The following is a 16,052-nucleotide window of genomic DNA, read 5'->3' as shown; positions in this document are numbered from 1 at the left end:
CGGCTTATCGATGAAACCAGAACTGGTGCCCAATGCCGGGCGCACCGATGCGCTTGGCGCGACGGTGACCCCGGAAGGGGTGAATTTTGCAGTCTATTCGGAAAGTGCCACCCACATCTGGGTGTGCCTGTTCGACGAATCCGATCAGGAGATCGACCGCTTCGAACTCGATGTGCACCAGGACAATATCCGGGCCGGCCTGATCGCGAATATCGGCGCAGGGGCGCGCTATGGCCTGCGCGCCGATGGGCCCTATGACCCCGATCAAGCACTGTTCTTTGACCCCAACAAGCTGCTTGTTGACCCCTATGCGCGCCACCTGGACCGCGTATTTGTGCGTTCGCCGCGGCTGCGGCTGGCCCGCGAGGACGGGGTGGACACCGCGCCGCTCGTGCCCAAGGCGATCGTGCGCAGCGGCGCCGATGACCTCTCCAAGCCGCGCAAGAAGAAGGTTCCAAATCTCTTCTATGAGCTCAATGTCCGTGGGTTCACCATGCAGCATCCAAGCGTGCAGGGGCCGCTGCGTGGGACGGTCGCGGGGCTGACCACCAAACGTGTCATCGACCACTTCAAGTTCCTGGGCGTCGATACGGTCCAGTTGATGCCGACGGCGGCCTGGATTGACGAGGGGCACCTGCCGGCCCTGGGCCTGACCAATGCCTGGGGCTACAATCCGGTCGCCTATTTCGCGGTGGACCCACGGCTGGCGCCGCGCGGCCCGCAGGAATTGCGGGTGATGACCGATGCCTATCGCAAGGCGGGCATCTCGGTGATCCTCGACGTCGTCTATAACCATACCGGGGAAGGCGACAGCCAGGGGCCGATCCTGTCGATGATGGGGCTGGACCCGCAGACTTATTATCGCTGGGTCGAGGTGGACGGCAAGAAGCGGCTCGTCAACGACACCGGTACCGGCAATACGCTGCGCTGTGATCATCCGGCGGTGCAAAGGCTGGTGATCGAAAGCCTGCGCTACTATGTCGAGGAACTCGGCGTCTCCGGCTTCCGCTTTGACCTCGCGACAGTGCTGGGGCGTGACCCGGCCTTCAATCCGGAAGCGGAGATGCTCCAGAAGATCAAGTCCGATCCGGTGCTGAGCCAGGTGATCCTGGTGGCCGAGCCCTGGGACCCCGGTCCCGGCGGCTATGCCGTCGGACAGTTCGGCCCGGAATTTCAGGAGCATAACGACACCTATCGCGACGAAGTGCGCGCCTTCTGGAAAGGCGAGCCGGCCAAGATCGGGGCGCTTGCGGGGAAGGTTTCGGGCTCGGCGGAAATTTTCGACATTGCCGGGCGCAAGCCCAGCGCCGGGGTCAACATGCTGGCCGTGCATGACGGGTTCACCCTCAGGGACCTCGTCAGTTACAATGACAAGCACAACGAGGCCAATGGCGAGAACAATCGCGATGGCCACAATCACAATTCCTCGTGGAACTGCGGTGCCGAGGGCGAAACCGAGGATGCCGGTATCATCGCCGCCCGCAAGCGCGACCTGCGCGCGCTTTTGGCGACACTGTTCCTGTCGCGCGGGGCGCCGCTGATTCAGCAGGGCGACGAGATGTACCGGACCCAGGGCGGCAACAACAATGCCTATGCCCAGGACAATGAGATCACCTGGCTGGACTGGGAAGACGGCGATGGTTCGATCGTCAATCTTGTCGCCGCGCTCAACACGTTCCGCAAGGCTCATCCCGCAGTCAGCCACGACCACTGGCTGACCGGACAGGACCGCCATGGGGTGCGCGACGTTGTGTGGCTGCATCCGGAAGGGCGGGAAATGACCGAGGCCGACTGGAACGACAGCCAAGCCTCGGTGCTGGGCATGCATTTGCGCCACAAGGACGATGACGTCCTCGTCTGGTTCAACCGGCGGGTCGAACCCGTGGTGGCGCGCCTGCCGGAGGGGGACTGGAGCGTCGGCATCCAATCCGACGACGGCAGCGAAGCGCCGATCACCGAAGGCACGGCTACCTTGCCGCCACGATCGGTCGTGGCGCTGGTGTGACCGGCGGGGGCCGAAGTGGCTTAGGCTTCGCCCTTTGCCGAGGTCTTGTCCCGGTAGATGTCGGGTGGACGCTGGTGTGCGAGGGACCGGAACAGCCGTGTCGCCGGCTTTTCGATCAGTTGATAGACCAGGATCGCCATCAGCGTCGACGCGATCGTCGCGGCGATGGTGTAGCCGATGGAGCCAGCGAGCACCGGCAGGTCCAGCTTCTCCAGGATGATGGTCAGCACGCGCAATACGAAGCGGTGACCCAGATAGAGCGAATAGGACGCGGTGCCGACCAGCACGATGATCGCCGGGATGCGGCTGTCCATGCGGGCGGGTAGAAAGAGGCACCCCGCAATGATCAGCGCCGCCGGGACGCCGCGCATCAGAAAGCGCCAAGGGCCTTCGTCAAAGAATGCCGGCAGAGCGAAAAGTAGCGCCAGGCCGAGGACGACGAGGCCGGCGGAGGTGGGCAGGTTGCGGCGTGCCATGATCCATCCATAGGCCATGGCCAGGACAATGCCGAAGCCGAATTCCAGGATGAGATTGCGCGTCCAGAACCGCAATTCCGGGGAAGCGGGTTGCGCCAATGCGCCATAGATCGAGAGGACTGCCAGGGCGCCCAGAACGCCGGGGCCGACCAGCCGCCTTGGCAGAAGCAGGGCCAGCGCGGAGAGCGCGTAGAAGAAAATCTCGTAATTGAGTGTCCAGCCTACCGACAGGATCGGCGCGATCCGGCCGCTTGAACGTTCAAACGGCCAGAAGAAGTAGGACGCCAGGACATTTCCTGGTTCGAGCTCCGTGGCGTTGATCCGGTCGCCGGCCACGAGCAGCGCCAGCACCATGAGCGTGGTGAAGAACCAATAGACCGGCACGAGCCGCGTCAGGCGTTTAGCCACGAAGTCCCGTAGCGCAAACGGCTTGCCGAAGCTCTCCCGCGTGGTGTGGTAGATGATGAAGCCGCTGATGACGAAGAAGATGTCCACGCCACCGAGAAGCGGCGCGGTATCAAAAGGCGGATGGTAGCCGTAGGTGCTGGCGACCTCTTCCACGGCGTGACCGACCAGAACGCTCAGGGCCGCATAGGCGCGGGCGCCTTGCAGGGCGTTTATTGTGCCTGAGCCCTGGTTCATTGCCGAGCCTTACTCGGCGGCGGTGGCGAGGAAGCCGCCGTGTTTTTCGATGAAGGCGATGATCTGGTCGAGGCTTTCGCGACGCAGGAGATCGGTGAAGACGTAGGGGCGGCCCTCGCGCACCTTCTGGGTGTCGCTTTCCATCACCGTGAGGCTGGCGCCGACATGGGGGGCTAGATCGGTGTGGGTGATGACGAGGAGGTCGGAACGGGAAATGGCCGGGCCGCCCTTGCGGGGGATTTTTTCGCCCTGGGCCACCGAGATCACATAGATGGTCAGATCGGCCAGGTCGGGCGAGAAGGTCGCGGCAAGGTTGTCGCCGCCGCTCTCGATCAGGATGATGTCGAGATCGGGAAATTTCTGGTTGAGATCGTCGATGGCGGCGAGGTTGAGCGAAGCGTCCTCGCGAATGGCGGTGTGCGGGCAGCCACCAGTTTCGACGCCGACGATGCGATCCTCGGAAATGGCCTGCACGCGTGCCAGGATGAGGGCGTCTTCGCGGGTGTAGATGTCGTTGGTGACGACCGCCATGGAATAGCGGTCCCGCATGGCCTTGAGCAGCATTTCGCAGAGGGTTGTCTTGCCCGAGCCCACCGGCCCGCCGATGCCGATGCGAAGGGGGCCGTTGACGCTCTTGGACATGGAAAACCTCGCGGGATCAGATGAGACGCAGAATGGCCAGGGCGATGAAGCCGAGGCCCAGGAACAGGCAGAGCGGGGAATAGACCCGCCGGTCGTTGAGGCGGAAATTCGGCTCGGGGGTCAATTGTGCCCACCAGCCGGTGTAGCCAAGGATGCCGCGGGCCAGGAAGACCAGGCCAAGGGCGAAACCGCCCAGGGTCAGCAGGCCCCCCCAGCCGTCATGATCGGCCAGGGCGAGGGCGAGCACGCCCGCTGCGAAGGTGAACAGGGCCACGGCGAGGGATGCCAGGCGCGGCGGCATGCGTTCGATGCCAGCAGTTCCGACGACGGTCTGGGCCAGCAGCTTTTCGTTGCGAATGGGCCAGGTGCGCCCGGCGGACCAGAGCAGATGCGCCAGAGATACCGCGAACAGGGCGATGAACATGAAGGAGGAGATGAACATGCTCATGAGCGGAATATCCTTGTCCGCAGCGTCTCGTGCTGCATTTGTGCGATATCGGCGCCATAGGCCACAGAGCCGATCTCGTCCAGTGTGGCATGCTGGCACAGATCGGCCATGTGCGCGACCGCCGGTTCGAGCGCGGCCATGATCGCCAGGCCATCCGTCTGGCCGATGGGCACAAGGCGCACTGCCACCGAGACCTGGGCGTGAACAACCGCGGTGAGGAAGGCCAGGAGCGTATCGCCGAGGCCAATGGCGTGGGCCCCGGACAGCGCGCCGACGGCAATGGGATAGGGACAGGGCCGGGGGAGCGACAATTGGCGGTCAAGCGGCCAGGCGGCGGCGGCAAGGAGAAAGGCATTGCCGGTCTGGATTGTCTCCACCTGCCGTTCGCGGGATGGGGTCAGGGCGAGGCAGAGGTCCGACAGCTCCTGAAGGGCCGCGGGGTCCTCGAAGGCGCGGTGCGCATGGGCGAGGAGGATGGCGTCGGTCTTGAGCGTGCCATGGGCAAGGGTGCCGGCAATCCAGTCCTCGGCGCTGGCGCGATCGGCCACGGAGCGGTTGACGATGGCGGTTTCCAGGCCGGCAGACCAGGCAAAGGCGCCCACCGGAAAGGCCGGTGACAGCCAGGTCAGCAGTTTCTGGAGGTCCGCGCTCACCGCTTGCTCAGGAGAGCATGGCTGGCCTCGCCATGGTTGTGGCTGTGATAGGCCCCATGTTCGGCAAAGAAGGGTTCGGAGACATTGCCGACCCTGGCGCCGAGCCCTTCGAGCATGGTCTTGAGCACGTGATCGCGCTTGATCAGGATGCGGCCATCTTCGAGTTGAGCCGGGGTATGGCGGTTGCCGATATGCCAGGCCAGGCGGAGCAGGTGGCCCGCGTCGCGCGCGCGTATCTCGTAGAGCAGTTCTTCGGCTGCAATGATGGCGACGGCTTCGCCGCTATCGAGCTCCAGGGCACCCTCGTGGTCGAGGGTCACGGTATTGGGAAAGTCCACCATGACCTCGGTGCCGTTGCGGCCGGTCAGGAGCTTGCGGCGCAGCCGCCTTTCGTCGTGGGCCAGCACGATTGTGTCGACAAAAGGCCGATTGTGACCAGCGGGAAGGTGAGTGGTGGCACGAAGCATGGGCACTAACTGACGGTGTTGAAGAAACGGATGATGAGAAAGAGCTGATAGGCGATGTGCAGGGCCACGATCCACAGGTGCAGGCGCGGATTGGCGGATTTTAGGGCAATGACGCAGAGCGCCAGACCCAGTGGCACCTGCATGAAATAGCTCCAGTCGAACCGCGACCAATGGGCCTGTCCCTTGATCAGGGTATCGATGGTGTCAAAGACAAAGGTCGCGGCCAGAAGGCCGAAGAACCAATGCCGGCGCTTGAGGAAGAAGTCGCGGTAGCCCTGGTATTCGGAGACATTGTCGGGCGAGAGCAGGGCGGCCATCAGGAACAGGATGATGGCATAGCTGAGAATGAACAGCACGATGCCGAAGCTCCACACCTCGATCCGGTGCAGCGCGAACTCCCACCACCAGAACAGGACAAGCTCCAGCAGCATCGAGCCAACCCACAGCATGTGCAGGCTCGAAACCTTGCCCCGGCTCGGATGCTGAATGATGCCGGCCGTGGTCATCAGCAGGCGAGTGACGCCAAGGCCGATGATGGTGCCCATGACGATACGCACATGGGGAAACAGCTCGGGGGCGGTGGATGGGTCCATGGGCAGCGTCAGGGCGTGTTGTTGGCGCCGACACAGGAGGCCAGCGGCGCGGCATCCTCATCCTGCATCAGGTCGCGCAAGGTGCCTTCTCCCTGGTGGCTCCACCATTCATAGGGACCGGAAACATAGCGTGCGCCAGAGGCGGAAATCGTCGTGGCGAAGATGTGGTTTTCGCCGTCGACGGGCAGGATCGCGAGGAAATTGGGCGCGGCATTGATGTATTGCACGGCCAGCACCTGCCCGTCTTCGCATTGATAGGTCACGATATTGCGCTCGACATCGCCGGCGCTGTCCAGCGTGATGGTGAGGCTGGCCGTCGCGGTTGCCGGGGCGGGGGACGCAGGCGGCGTCGCGACCTCCTCCTGGCCGAGGGCGGGAGAGGCGGCGGCAAGCATCAAGGCGGCAAAGAATTTCTGGGTCACTGGCACGGCGATTTCTCCTGCGTCACGGGGTTGCCTCGAACAGTCTTGATGACAATCGTGACGTTTGCGCGGCCCTGCAAGCCTTCCTTCGGCCGTGACGGTATTCATGCGGTCTCCAGTGTCAGCGGGCGAGGCTGATAGCCGTCTTCGTCGGTGTATCCATATTCAAGCGCCAGTTCGGCGGACGTGAATGTTCGCCCGGATTTTTCCCGCCGCGCCGGATCGCTGAACAGATGAGCGATGGCAAGCCCCTGAAAGGCGGGGCTCTCGGAATTGGACATGTCGAAGAATTCTGCGGCGGCCATGACGGCCTCGGTGCGTACGAGGCCCGGATAGAGGGAGACGGCATCTATGCCATGCTCGCGCAACTGCGTGGCCAGATCGGCCGTCAGTTTGTCGGTTGCAGCCTTCGATATGCCATAGGCCGCGTTCTGCATGAATTTGCGGGCCGCCCAGAAGGAGATGTTGACGATGAGGCCGCCGGACTGGTCGGCCATCTGGCGGGCTGCCGGGCGCGAGCCGCAATAGGCTGCCCGCAGCGCCACACCGATCATGGCGTCCCATCGCCACATGGGCTGATCCCACAGCGGCTGCTCCCAAGTGTAGATGCCGTCCTCGACCATGTTCTCGTAACCAGGCCAGGCATTGTTGACGAGAATGTCCAGGCGCCCCTCGCGGGCAATGACCCGGTCCACGGCCGCTTCGGTCTGGGCATCATCGGCGTGGTCGATGCGGTGATGCACGAGGCCGTCATGGTCGCCATCGCTCAGGCTGCGGCCGGTGACATGCACCCTGGCGCCCTGGGCGGCCAGTGCAGTGGCGATGCCCTTGCCAATCCCGCGGCTGCCCCCGGTGACCAGGGCGACGACAGTATCCAGTTTGGCCATTGCTGCTCTCCTCCAGAATCAAAGAGAACGTAGCACGAACACGAAGGGCGCCGCGAACCGGATCAGAACAGGAAATACCGCTGCGCCATGGGCAGGACGGTGGCCGGTTCGCAGGTCAGCAATTCGCCGTCGGCGCGGACCTCGTAGGTTTCGGGATGCACGTCGATCTGCGGCGTGGCGGTGTTGAACTTCATTGCGGCCTTGCCGATGCCGGACCGCGTGTTGGACACGGGCAGCAACTGCTTGTCGACGCCGAGGCGGTTGCGAAGCCCCGCATCGTGGGCGGCCTGGGAAATGAAGGTGACCGAGGACCGGCTGACCAGCTTGCCATAGGCGCCGAACATGGGGCGGTAATGCATGGGCTGCGGAGTCGGGATCGAGGCATTGGGGTCGCCCATGGGCGCCGCGGCGATGGAGCCGCCCAGCAGGACCATATCGGGTTTTACGCCAAAGAAGGCTGGGTTCCAGAGCACGAGATCGGCGCGTTTGCCGACTTCGACCGAGCCGATGTGCTGGCTCATGCCGTGGGCAATTGCCGGGTTGATCGTGTATTTTGCAATGTAGCGGCGGACGCGGAAATTGTCGTTGTCGCCGGTTTCCTCGGCGAGGCGGCCGCGCTGGCGCTTCATCTTGTCGGCGGTCTGCCAGGTGCGGATCTGCACTTCACCGACGCGGCCCATGGCCTGACTATCGGAGGAGATGACCGACAGCGCACCCATATCGTGCAGAATATCCTCGGCGGCGATGGTTTCCTTGCGAATGCGGCTTTCGGCAAAGGCCACGTCTTCGGGGATCGACTGGTCGAGGTGGTGGCAGACCATGAGCATGTCGAGATGCTCGGCGATGGTATTGACCGTGTAGGGCCGGGTCGGATTGGTCGATGAGGGGATGACATTGGGCAGGCCCGCGACCTTGAGGATGTCGGGGGCGTGCCCACCGCCGGCGCCTTCGGTGTGAAAGGCATGGATGGTCCGGCCCTTGAAGGCGCCGACCGTGTCTTCGACGAAACCGCTCTCGTTGAGGGTGTCGGTATGGATCATGACCTGCACGTCATAGGCGTCGGCAACGGACAGGCAGTTGTCGATGGCGGCCGGGGTGGTGCCCCAGTCTTCGTGCAGCTTGAGGGCGGACGCGCCGGCCAGGATCATTTCTTCGATGGGCGCGGGCAGGGCCGCATTGCCCTTGCCGGCCAGCGCCAGGTTCATCGGGAAGGCATCAAAACTCTCGATCATGCGCTCGATGTGCCAGGCACCGGTGCAGGTGGTGGCAAGCGTGCCATGGGCCGGGCCGGACCCGCCGCCCAGCATGGTGGTGACGCCGCTCATCAGCGCCTCCTCGATCTGCTGGGGACAGATGAAATGGATATGGGCGTCCATGGCGCCGGCGGTGATGATCTTGCCTTCGCCGGCAATGGCCTCGGTCGAGGGGCCGATGATGATATCAACGCCGGGCTGGGTGTCGGGATTGCCCGCCTTGCCGATGCCTGCAATGACGCCGTTCTTCAGCCCGATATCGGCCTTGTAGATGCCGGTGTGGTCGACGATGAGGGCATTGGTGATGACGGTGTCCACCGCGCCCTGGCTCCGCGTGCGCTGGGACTGGCCCATGCCGTCGCGAATGACCTTGCCGCCGCCGAACTTCACCTCCTCGCCATAGATGGTGAAGTCCTTTTCCACCTCGATGATCAATTCGGTATCGGCCAGGCGAACCCGATCACCAGTGGTGGGGCCGTACATATCGGCATAGGTGGCGCGAGAGATGCGTGCAGGCATGAAATGGTCCCATTGGTGGCCGGGACGAAGGCTTCCCGTTGGCGAATTTGACCATATGACGGAGTGCTGGCAAGTGCCCGATTGACGTAGGTCAGGACTGTTTCCGCCGCCGGGCCGGCGTCAGCGGCGCGCGCACCGAGCCGGTAAAATTTGTGATCGGCAGGGTCAAGTTATTGAACGCAAAAGATAAAATGCGATTCAAAGCAGTTTTTTGGGTCGCGCTGCAATTCCGTGATGGAACGGAGCGCTGCGCAGGGACTTCTCCTCCCCGACCCGGTTGGGTTGCACTAAAACTTGAAAAAACAGGAGGAACACCATGCGTGGGTTCCATAAACTGCTTCTCGGCTCCGTTGCCGCTTTGTCCATCTCTGCTGCCTCTGCCTATGCGCAGGACGACAACACCAACATTCTCGGCGATACGCTCAACGACGTGACCGATACGCTCGATGCCACGGTCGATACTACCGTTGAAAGTGTCGAAGACGTGGTCGACAGCACGGTGGATGGTTCGGTCAGCGACACGGTTGACAATGCCGTTGATGGCACGGTCGGCGATGTCGTGGACGGTAGCGTCGGCGACGTGACCGGTGGCGACGTGACCGGCGGCGATGTCAGCGACGTGGCCGACTTCTCCGAAATCCTGTCCATGATCGAAGCCGGCAATGCCGATGTCAGCGATATCTCTGACGTGGGCGACGTGAGCGTGGTTGATGTGGCAGATGTTGCCAATTTCGATGCCGATGCACTCAACAATGCCCTCAATGGCAATGCCAGCAACATTTCGGCACTGCAGGATGCGTTGAGCGGCAATTCGGCGCTGAACGATTTCCTCAGCGGCAATTCCATCGATCTGTCGGATGTTGTCGCCATCGACAACAACCAGGATGGTTCGCTGATCATCTACACCAATAGCTAAAGCCAACCGGCTTTAGATCGAAAGGCGCTGAGACCCTCGGGTCCGGCGCTTTTTCGTTTTCTGGAGCATTTTGTCTGTGAACTACAGCATCGCCGCCATCGCCGCCATCGCCCCCTCGCCCCTCAGGGGAGAGGACTGGGGTGAGGGGTGAACGCGCCGTGGCTGCTGCAGCGCTGAACCCCTCATCCGGCGCTTCGCGCCACCTTCTCCCCTGAGGGGAGAAGGGAAGGGTCCGGCGCTTTTTCGTTTTTAGTGGGTAGGGCGGGAGTGCCGGTAGACCTCGACGGCCCGGTCCAGCAGGGCGTCAAGCAGATGCTCGCCCTCGCGGACACCGGGGGTCTCGGTCTGGGTGCGGGCGACGAGCGACACGGCAAGGGCCTGGACCGCATAGGCCTGCTTGCGATTGCCGGCCTTGTGGAGTGCGTTGCCCTGATCTTGAAAGCTCTTGAGCAGCTGATCGTGCAACTGCCGGTCGATCCTGGCCTTGGCGGCAGACCAGCTCGATACCTTGAGGCGGTCGGCGATATCGGCGGCAAGGCTGCCGATCAGGGTCATGGCTTCGCCATCGGCAATGCCGTTGGTGCGAAGGTCCTGCAGGGTGGAAGCCAGGATTTGCGAGAAGTCGGAGCGTTCGGTCATGGTGCAGGCACAAAAGTGAGCGGGAGCGCCCCTTAGAACAGGTTCGGCCGCCGAGCGCCATGGCCGGCGACCGAAATCGCAATTATCGCGTCACAGTGCGCCCATGACCTGCTGGCGGAAGCCGTAGATGCGCCGTTCCCCGGAGATGGGAACCAGGCGCACTTCACGCGTCTGGCCCGGCTCGAAGCGGACGGCCGTGCCGGCGGCGATATCGAGCCGCATGCCGCGGGCCTTCTCGCGGTCAAACCGCAGGCCGGCATTGGTCTCGTAGAAGTGGTAGTGCGAGCCGACCTGGATCGGGCGGTCGCCGGTATTGGCGACCTCGAGAACGATCTGCTCGGCGCCCTGGTTGATTTCGATCGTACCTTGCGCGGGAATGATTTCGCCCGGGATCATGTGGTCCTCCTCAGCCGCCGATGGCCAGCCAGACGCCGCCCAACGCAGTCGCGGCGCCCGCCAGGCGGGTCAGCACCTTGCCACCGAATTTGCTCAGAACCAGGCCGCCGACGATGCCTGCACCATGTAACACGGCCGTCGCCAGAATGAAGCCGATGGCGAATTGCCAGGCTCCGGCCTCGCCCAGTTCGCCGCCATGCGCGTGGCCGTGGAAGAAGGCGAAGAAGCCGACCATGGCCGCCACCGCGGTGGTGGGGATCGGCAGAGCCAGGGCGATGCCGATGCCGATAAAGATCACCGAGGCGAGGATGACCGGCTCGACGAATGGCAGCGGAACACCGGCAATGGCAGCCGCGAATCCGATCGCCATGGTGCCCACAAAGGCCGAAGGGACGATCCAGATCGCACGCCCGCCCTGCAGGGCGGCCCAGAGGCCGACCGCGACCATGGCCAGGATATGATCGAGACCGAACAGGGGGTGGCTGAAGCCGGCCGCGAAGGAGCCGTGCTCGGCCGGGTCGAGATGGGCGAAGGCGGGCATGGTGGCCAGCAGGGTGGCCGTGAGAACAATGAGGGCGCGCTTGAGCATCGGCTGGTCCTTAGCGGATGGGTTGGTGAACGGTGACGAGTTTTGTGCCGTCCGGGAAGGTGGCTTCGACCTGGACGTCGTGGATCATTTCGGCAATGCCGGGCATGACCTGATCGCGCGAGATGACATGGGCGCCTGCTTCCATCAGTTCGGCGACCGGGCGGCCGTCGCGGGCGCCTTCGACCACGTAATCTGTGATCAGCGCCACCGCTTCGGGGTGGTTCAGCTTTACGCCGCGTTCCAGGCGCTTGCGGGCGACGATGGCTGCCATGGCGATCAGCAGCTTGTCCTTCTCTCGCGGGGTCAGGTTCATGGGTGCACTTCCTTAGAGATGCCAAAGACGGGGCAGGGCGCCCGCGCCAGTCAGCGTAACGAGAATTGGAACGATCAGGCGGCGGAGGGCAAGGCCGGTTGGGGCCATGGCGCGTATGACCACGCGCTCGGCCACGCTACTGGCGGCGATCGCCTGATCGATGGGCATTGCCGCGCGCAGGGTCTTGACGATCCCCTCGGCGCGATCCGCGTTCCGCGCGATATGAACAATGGTCGCAAAGGCGCGGCAACCGTCCAGGAGGGCGATGCTGTCGCGCTCTGGGCCAGCGCCAGAGAGGCGGGTGGCCTCGGCGTGAAGCAGGCGCCCGTTGCGGTGGATGCGCCAGTTGTCGCGAAGAACCGCGTCGCGGGCGTCTTCGCCCATGGCATCACGGCCGAGAAGCACGGCCTCGATGGCCGTGAGCGTCGCGCCCTCAGCCAGGTCCACATCCAGCCGGCGGGTGAGCTTGCTGCCGGCATAGAGAATGGTTTCCTGCGGCAGCCAATCGAGATGTGCGCCCGGACCGACCGATAGCGTGTTCTCGACCCGGCCAATGTCGCCGGTGGACCGATAGCTGCGCTCGCAAGCCTGGGTGGTGACGACGAGGTGGCCGTCCTCGGCGACCTCAGCCGACCATTGCAAATGGTCGCCACCGGTGATGCCGCCGGCGGTGTTGATGAACACGGCTTCAAGGCTGTTGCCGTGGGTATTGGGCAGCCGGATCTTGCCGCAGCCGTCCTGATAGAGTCGGTCGAGCCGGGTTTGGCCGGTCTGGCTGAGCTTGGTGCATATGCGGCCGACGCCCCGCGCGCGCTGCAGCGCAGGGGTAGTGTCGATCACATTTCTTTCAGCAGCAAAATTCATTGCAACGATCTGCCGATAGCCCCGTTGGTTGGATGAGCAAGCGCTCTTTCAATCTTGTATTTCAAGAGGATTTTTCAAATGCGCAATACTTCCGTACTGACTGCCGCCGCCCTTGTTCTTGGTCTTTCCTTCTCGGGTGCCAGCTTTGCCCAGGGCATGACAATTGCCGGTGTCGAAGTCTCCGAAAATGACCGCGTCGCCGTTCAGGCCCGCTGCGATGACCTGAAGCTCGCGGCCGACACCACCACCATTGGTGCTGAGTCCGACTCTGCCTCGGGTGACGACGCTGTCGTGTCCGGTGCCCCGGCCGTCAATGAAGGCGATGATGCCCTGACCACCATCGACCTTGACATCATTACCTATCAGGATTGTGTGGACGGCGGTTGGGTCGAATAAGCCTGACGTCATCTGACTATCCCAGACACCCGGCTTCGGCCGGGTGTTTGCGTTTTTAGACCATAAGGTGCCGGCGGACATCGGGCAGGTCCAGATCGCTGGCCGGTCCCGAATGCATGATTTCGCCGCGGTCCATGACGTAGATGTCGTCCGAAATCTCCCGGCAGAAATCGAGGAACTGTTCAACAAGCAGGATGGTCATGCCCTTTTCGTCGCGCAGGAACTGCAGGGCGCGGCCGATGTCCTTGATGATCGAGGGCTGGATGCCCTCCGTCGGTTCATCCAGAACCAGCACTTTGGGGCGCGTGACCAGCGCGCGGCCGATGGCCAATTGCTGTTGCTGGCCGCCGGAGAGGTCGCCCCCGCGCCGCGCCAGCATGGATTTGAGGACCGGGAACAGCTCGAAGATATAGTCGGGGATGTTCCGGTCGCTGCGCGCCAGTCCGGCATAGCCGGTTTCGAGATTTTCCCTGACCGTCAGCAGCGGGAAAATCTCCCGCCCCTGGGGCACATAGCCGATGCCCATGCGGGCCCGCTTATAGGGGGGCAGGCGCTTCAGATCCTCGGCGCCAAACCGGATGCCGCCGGAAGAGACATGGTTGATCCCGGTCACGGCGCGCAGGGTGGACGACTTGCCGACGCCATTGCGCCCCAGAACCGCGGTGATCCGGCCGGGCTGGCACTCAATCGAAATGCCCTTGAGCGCCTGTGCGGCGCCATAGTGCAGGTCGATGGTATTGATGGAGAGGGTGGTGGTCATGATCGGAGACCTCGGTCGGGGTTACCCCTCTCCCCTTGTGGGAGAGGGTGGATCGGCCGAAGGCCGAGACGGGTGAGGGGTGAATGTAGGACCCCTCATCCGCCCTTCGGGCACCTTCTCCCACAAGGGGAGAAGGAAACACGGCGTGCTGATGGATTTCGGGAGGTTTCATCATCTCCCCAGATACCTTTCGATGACCACTGGATTGGCGCTGACCTGGTCCAGGGTTCCTTCGGCCAGGACGGCGCCTTCGGCGAGGCAGACGACGCGCGAGCCGAGATCGCGCACGAAACTCATGTCATGCTCGACCACGACCACGGAGCGCGTGGTTGCAATTTCCCGCAATAGCTTGGCGGTTTCCTCGGTTTCGCTATCGGTCATGCCGGCGACCGGTTCGTCAACGAGCAGGAGCTTTGGATCCTGGGCCAGCAACATGCCGATCTCGAGCCATTGCTTCTGGCCGTGGCTGAGATTGGCGGCAAGTTCATCCTTGCGCGCCAGCAGGCGGACCGTTTCGAGGATTTCCGTGATGCGGACGATGTCGTCCTGACTGGCCGTGTAGAACAGCGTCGGGAAGATGCCGCGCGGTTTCTTCAGGGCCATTTCGAGATTGTCCCAGACCGTGTGGCTTTCGAACACGGTGGGTTTCTGGAATTTCCGGCCGATGCCCAGATTGGCGATCGCCGCCTCGTCCAGTTTTGTCAGGTCGGTGCGGCCGTCGAACAGAACCTCGCCGGCATCGGGCCGGGTCTTGCCGGTGATGATGTCCATCATGGTGGTCTTGCCGGCGCCGTTGGGCCCGATAATGGCCAGCATTTCGGCGGGGCCGACAATGATGGAGAGGTTGTTGATGGCCTTGAAGCCGTCGAAGGCGACGGACACGCCATCGAGGTAAAGCATGGTGTCCTTGGAGGCGGTCATGTGTCTACTCCGCGGGCTTGGGCTGGGGCGGCTCGGCAAAGCTGGCCGGGTCTTCGCCGCGTTCGATATCGGCGGATTGCGCCGGCGTGGGCTGTGCCGGCTGTTGCGGCGCCTTGCGGCGCCCCCTGATCTGAGCCCAGAGCCCGACAATGCCCTTGGGCAGGAACAGGGTGGAGAAGATGAACAGGGCCCCCAGCGCGAACAGCCAGAGCTCGGGCAGGGTGGTGGTGAACCACGACTTGCCCAGGTTGACGGCGATGGCGCCGATGATCGGGCCGATCAGGGTGCCGCGCCCGCCGACGGCAGTCCAGATGACCACCTCGATGGAATTGCCGGGCTCGAATTCGGACGGATTGATGATGCCCACCTGCGGAACATAGAGCGCGCCCGCAATGCCGGCCATGATCGCCGAAACGGTGAAGGCGAAGAGTTTTACATATTCCACCCGATAGCCGATGAACCGCGTGCGGCTTTCGGCGTCTCGCACCGCGACCATGACCTTGCCGAGCTTACTGTTGACGATCATCGAGCAGATGAAGACGGAAACGGCCAGGGTGATCGCCGTGGCCGCGAACAGGGCAGCGCGGGTCGTCTGAGCCTGAACAGGGGCGCCGAGGATGTCCTTGAAATCGGTGAGGCCGTTATTGCCGCCAAAACCCATGTCGTTGCGGAAGAAGGCCAGCAGCAGGGCGAATGTCATCGCCTGGGTGATGATGGAGAGATAGACACCGGTGACGCGGCTGCGGAAGGCGAAGAAGCCAAAGATGAAGGCGAGCAGGCCTGGCACGAAGACGACCATGGCCATGGCGAACCAGAAATTGTCGAAGCCGAGCCAGTACCAGGGCAATTCCTTCCAGTTGAGGAAGACCATGAAATCCGGCAGGTGCGGATTACCATAGACGCCGCGCGTGCCGATCTGGCGCATGAGATACATGCCCATGGCATAGCCGCCGAGCGCGAAGAAGGCGCCGTGGCCCAGCGAAAGAATGCCGCAATAACCCCAGACCAGATCGAGCGCCAGCGCCAGGATGGCGTAGCTGAGATATTTGCCCATGAGCGAGACCAGGTAGGTCGGCACATGGCCGAACTGGCCGGGCGGAATCAGCAGGTTTGCCATGGGCACGAGGATGGCGACGGCCAGGAAGATGGCGATGACCCAGATGGCCTTCTTGTCGAGGGCGCGGAACAGGGCTTGGGTCAGCATGGGAAGGCCCTCCGGAGGCACAGTGTCCCTTCTCCCCTGAGGGGAGA

The 16,052-nt window shown here is 63.2% G+C and carries 20 protein-coding genes; 3 read left to right on the top strand and 17 right to left on the bottom strand.

Annotated elements, in window-relative coordinates; all coding sequences use genetic code 11:
* The first annotated feature begins 10 nt into the window (after positions 1 to 10).
* A complete protein-coding gene (gene glgX / locus KIT02_RS06420; RefSeq protein WP_297583778.1) occupies positions 11 to 2,005 on the top strand; it encodes a glycogen debranching protein GlgX in 1,995 nt (664 codons plus the stop codon).
* 20 nt (positions 2,006 to 2,025) lie between these two features.
* Here the strand turns inward: glgX and KIT02_RS06415 are convergent, their stop codons facing one another.
* The 9 genes from KIT02_RS06415 to ureC all read right to left on the bottom strand — a co-directional run bounded on the left by KIT02_RS06415 (position 2,026) and on the right by ureC (position 9,007).
* On the bottom strand, positions 2,026 to 3,123 hold the full coding sequence (locus KIT02_RS06415) for an acyltransferase (protein ID WP_297583776.1): 1,098 nt from the start codon (positions 3,121 to 3,123) through the stop codon (positions 2,026 to 2,028).
* 9 nt (positions 3,124 to 3,132) lie between these two features.
* On the bottom strand, positions 3,133 to 3,765 hold the full coding sequence (gene ureG / locus KIT02_RS06410) for an urease accessory protein UreG (RefSeq protein ID WP_297583773.1): 633 nt from the start codon (positions 3,763 to 3,765) through the stop codon (positions 3,133 to 3,135).
* Positions 3,766 to 3,781: 16 nt separating this feature from the next.
* Positions 3,782 to 4,213 (bottom strand): DUF3995 domain-containing protein, encoded by a 432-nt coding sequence (locus KIT02_RS06405; protein WP_297583770.1) that lies wholly within the window; start codon positions 4,211 to 4,213, stop codon positions 3,782 to 3,784.
* Positions 4,210 to 4,866, bottom strand: coding sequence for an urease accessory protein UreF (locus KIT02_RS06400; protein WP_297583768.1), 657 nt, complete (start codon positions 4,864 to 4,866; stop codon positions 4,210 to 4,212). Before KIT02_RS06400 ends, KIT02_RS06405 begins: the two co-directional genes overlap by 4 nt.
* A complete protein-coding gene (locus KIT02_RS06395) occupies positions 4,863 to 5,333 on the bottom strand; it encodes an urease accessory protein UreE (protein ID WP_297583765.1) in 471 nt (156 codons plus the stop codon). The genes KIT02_RS06400 and KIT02_RS06395 overlap by 4 nt, the downstream gene beginning before the upstream one ends.
* 5 nt (positions 5,334 to 5,338) lie before the next feature.
* Entirely contained in the window at positions 5,339 to 5,926 is a 588-nt protein-coding gene (locus tag KIT02_RS06390; protein ID WP_297583762.1) for a hypothetical protein, read from the bottom strand.
* Positions 5,927 to 5,934: 8 nt separating this feature from the next.
* Entirely contained in the window at positions 5,935 to 6,354 is a 420-nt protein-coding gene (locus tag KIT02_RS06385; RefSeq protein ID WP_297583759.1) for an MliC family protein, read from the bottom strand.
* 98 nt (positions 6,355 to 6,452) lie between these two features.
* Positions 6,453 to 7,235 (bottom strand): SDR family NAD(P)-dependent oxidoreductase, encoded by a 783-nt coding sequence (locus KIT02_RS06380; protein ID WP_297583756.1) that lies wholly within the window; start codon positions 7,233 to 7,235, stop codon positions 6,453 to 6,455.
* A 62-nt stretch (positions 7,236 to 7,297) separates the two neighbouring features.
* Positions 7,298 to 9,007 carry an urease subunit alpha gene (ureC, locus tag KIT02_RS06375; RefSeq protein ID WP_297583752.1) on the bottom strand — a complete coding sequence of 570 codons (1,710 nt, stop codon included), beginning with the start codon at positions 9,005 to 9,007 and terminating at the stop codon, positions 7,298 to 7,300.
* A gap of 316 nt (positions 9,008 to 9,323) precedes the next feature.
* On the opposite strand from ureC, the gene KIT02_RS06370 reads away from it, so the two are divergent.
* Positions 9,324 to 9,923: a hypothetical protein gene (locus KIT02_RS06370; protein ID WP_297583749.1), complete on the top strand. Its 600-nt coding sequence runs from the start codon at positions 9,324 to 9,326 to the stop codon at positions 9,921 to 9,923.
* Between the two features lie 249 nt (positions 9,924 to 10,172).
* On the opposite strand, the gene KIT02_RS06365 is transcribed toward KIT02_RS06370, so the two are convergent.
* The 5 genes from KIT02_RS06365 to KIT02_RS06345 all read right to left on the bottom strand — a co-directional run bounded on the left by KIT02_RS06365 (position 10,173) and on the right by KIT02_RS06345 (position 12,700).
* Positions 10,173 to 10,562, bottom strand: coding sequence for a hypothetical protein (locus KIT02_RS06365; protein ID WP_297583746.1), 390 nt, complete (start codon positions 10,560 to 10,562; stop codon positions 10,173 to 10,175).
* A gap of 90 nt (positions 10,563 to 10,652) precedes the next feature.
* Positions 10,653 to 10,958 carry an urease subunit beta gene (locus KIT02_RS06360; RefSeq protein ID WP_297583744.1) on the bottom strand — a complete coding sequence of 102 codons (306 nt, stop codon included), beginning with the start codon at positions 10,956 to 10,958 and terminating at the stop codon, positions 10,653 to 10,655.
* 10 nt (positions 10,959 to 10,968) lie between these two features.
* Positions 10,969 to 11,547 carry a HupE/UreJ family protein gene (locus KIT02_RS06355; RefSeq protein ID WP_297583741.1) on the bottom strand — a complete coding sequence of 193 codons (579 nt, stop codon included), beginning with the start codon at positions 11,545 to 11,547 and terminating at the stop codon, positions 10,969 to 10,971.
* 10 nt (positions 11,548 to 11,557) lie between these two features.
* The gene (locus KIT02_RS06350; protein WP_297583739.1) at positions 11,558 to 11,860 is read right to left on the bottom strand and encodes an urease subunit gamma; all 303 of its coding nucleotides are present in this window, start codon (positions 11,858 to 11,860) and stop codon (positions 11,558 to 11,560) included.
* Between the two features lie 12 nt (positions 11,861 to 11,872).
* A complete protein-coding gene (locus tag KIT02_RS06345) occupies positions 11,873 to 12,700 on the bottom strand; it encodes an urease accessory protein UreD (RefSeq protein ID WP_297583736.1) in 828 nt (275 codons plus the stop codon).
* A gap of 102 nt (positions 12,701 to 12,802) precedes the next feature.
* On the opposite strand from KIT02_RS06345, the gene KIT02_RS06340 reads away from it, so the two are divergent.
* Positions 12,803 to 13,120 (top strand): hypothetical protein, encoded by a 318-nt coding sequence (locus tag KIT02_RS06340; RefSeq protein WP_297583733.1) that lies wholly within the window; start codon positions 12,803 to 12,805, stop codon positions 13,118 to 13,120.
* A gap of 55 nt (positions 13,121 to 13,175) precedes the next feature.
* Here the strand turns inward: KIT02_RS06340 and urtE are convergent, their stop codons facing one another.
* The 3 genes from urtE to urtC all read right to left on the bottom strand — a co-directional run bounded on the left by urtE (position 13,176) and on the right by urtC (position 16,005).
* A complete protein-coding gene (gene urtE, locus KIT02_RS06335; protein WP_297583731.1) occupies positions 13,176 to 13,880 on the bottom strand; it encodes an urea ABC transporter ATP-binding subunit UrtE in 705 nt (234 codons plus the stop codon).
* A gap of 171 nt (positions 13,881 to 14,051) precedes the next feature.
* Positions 14,052 to 14,801 (bottom strand): urea ABC transporter ATP-binding protein UrtD, encoded by a 750-nt coding sequence (gene urtD, locus KIT02_RS06330; protein ID WP_297583729.1) that lies wholly within the window; start codon positions 14,799 to 14,801, stop codon positions 14,052 to 14,054.
* Positions 14,802 to 14,805: 4 nt separating this feature from the next.
* On the bottom strand, positions 14,806 to 16,005 hold the full coding sequence (urtC, locus tag KIT02_RS06325; protein WP_297583727.1) for an urea ABC transporter permease subunit UrtC: 1,200 nt from the start codon (positions 16,003 to 16,005) through the stop codon (positions 14,806 to 14,808).
* Between the last annotated feature and the right edge of the window lie 47 nt (positions 16,006 to 16,052).

The organism is Devosia sp. (assembly GCF_025809055.1).
Lineage (GTDB): Bacteria > Pseudomonadota > Alphaproteobacteria > Rhizobiales > Devosiaceae > Devosia.
The sequence above is the reverse complement of the archived record's forward strand: the minus strand, read 5'-3'. Positions and strand labels throughout refer to the sequence as shown.

What these genes read in the sequence shown, in the direction of transcription:
- glgX (WP_297583778.1), top strand. Translation starts at nt 11, where the DNA reads ATGAAACCAGAACTGGTGCCCAATGCCGGGCGCACCGATGCGCTTGGC.
- KIT02_RS06415 (WP_297583776.1), bottom strand. Translation starts at nt 3,123, where the DNA reads ATGAACCAGGGCTCAGGCACAATAAACGCCCTGCAAGGCGCCCGCGCC.
- ureG (WP_297583773.1), bottom strand. Translation starts at nt 3,765, where the DNA reads ATGTCCAAGAGCGTCAACGGCCCCCTTCGCATCGGCATCGGCGGGCCG.
- KIT02_RS06405 (WP_297583770.1), bottom strand. Translation starts at nt 4,213, where the DNA reads ATGAGCATGTTCATCTCCTCCTTCATGTTCATCGCCCTGTTCGCGGTA.
- KIT02_RS06395 (WP_297583765.1), bottom strand. Translation starts at nt 5,333, where the DNA reads ATGCTTCGTGCCACCACTCACCTTCCCGCTGGTCACAATCGGCCTTTT.
- KIT02_RS06390 (WP_297583762.1), bottom strand. Translation starts at nt 5,926, where the DNA reads ATGGACCCATCCACCGCCCCCGAGCTGTTTCCCCATGTGCGTATCGTC.
- KIT02_RS06380 (WP_297583756.1), bottom strand. Translation starts at nt 7,235, where the DNA reads ATGGCCAAACTGGATACTGTCGTCGCCCTGGTCACCGGGGGCAGCCGC.
- ureC (WP_297583752.1), bottom strand. Translation starts at nt 9,007, where the DNA reads ATGCCTGCACGCATCTCTCGCGCCACCTATGCCGATATGTACGGCCCC.
- KIT02_RS06370 (WP_297583749.1), top strand. Translation starts at nt 9,324, where the DNA reads ATGCGTGGGTTCCATAAACTGCTTCTCGGCTCCGTTGCCGCTTTGTCC.
- KIT02_RS06365 (WP_297583746.1), bottom strand. Translation starts at nt 10,562, where the DNA reads ATGACCGAACGCTCCGACTTCTCGCAAATCCTGGCTTCCACCCTGCAG.
- KIT02_RS06360 (WP_297583744.1), bottom strand. Translation starts at nt 10,958, where the DNA reads ATGATCCCGGGCGAAATCATTCCCGCGCAAGGTACGATCGAAATCAAC.
- KIT02_RS06355 (WP_297583741.1), bottom strand. Translation starts at nt 11,547, where the DNA reads ATGCTCAAGCGCGCCCTCATTGTTCTCACGGCCACCCTGCTGGCCACC.
- KIT02_RS06350 (WP_297583739.1), bottom strand. Translation starts at nt 11,860, where the DNA reads ATGAACCTGACCCCGCGAGAGAAGGACAAGCTGCTGATCGCCATGGCA.
- KIT02_RS06340 (WP_297583733.1), top strand. Translation starts at nt 12,803, where the DNA reads ATGCGCAATACTTCCGTACTGACTGCCGCCGCCCTTGTTCTTGGTCTT.
- urtE (WP_297583731.1), bottom strand. Translation starts at nt 13,880, where the DNA reads ATGACCACCACCCTCTCCATCAATACCATCGACCTGCACTATGGCGCC.
- urtD (WP_297583729.1), bottom strand. Translation starts at nt 14,801, where the DNA reads ATGACCGCCTCCAAGGACACCATGCTTTACCTCGATGGCGTGTCCGTC.
- urtC (WP_297583727.1), bottom strand. Translation starts at nt 16,005, where the DNA reads ATGCTGACCCAAGCCCTGTTCCGCGCCCTCGACAAGAAGGCCATCTGG.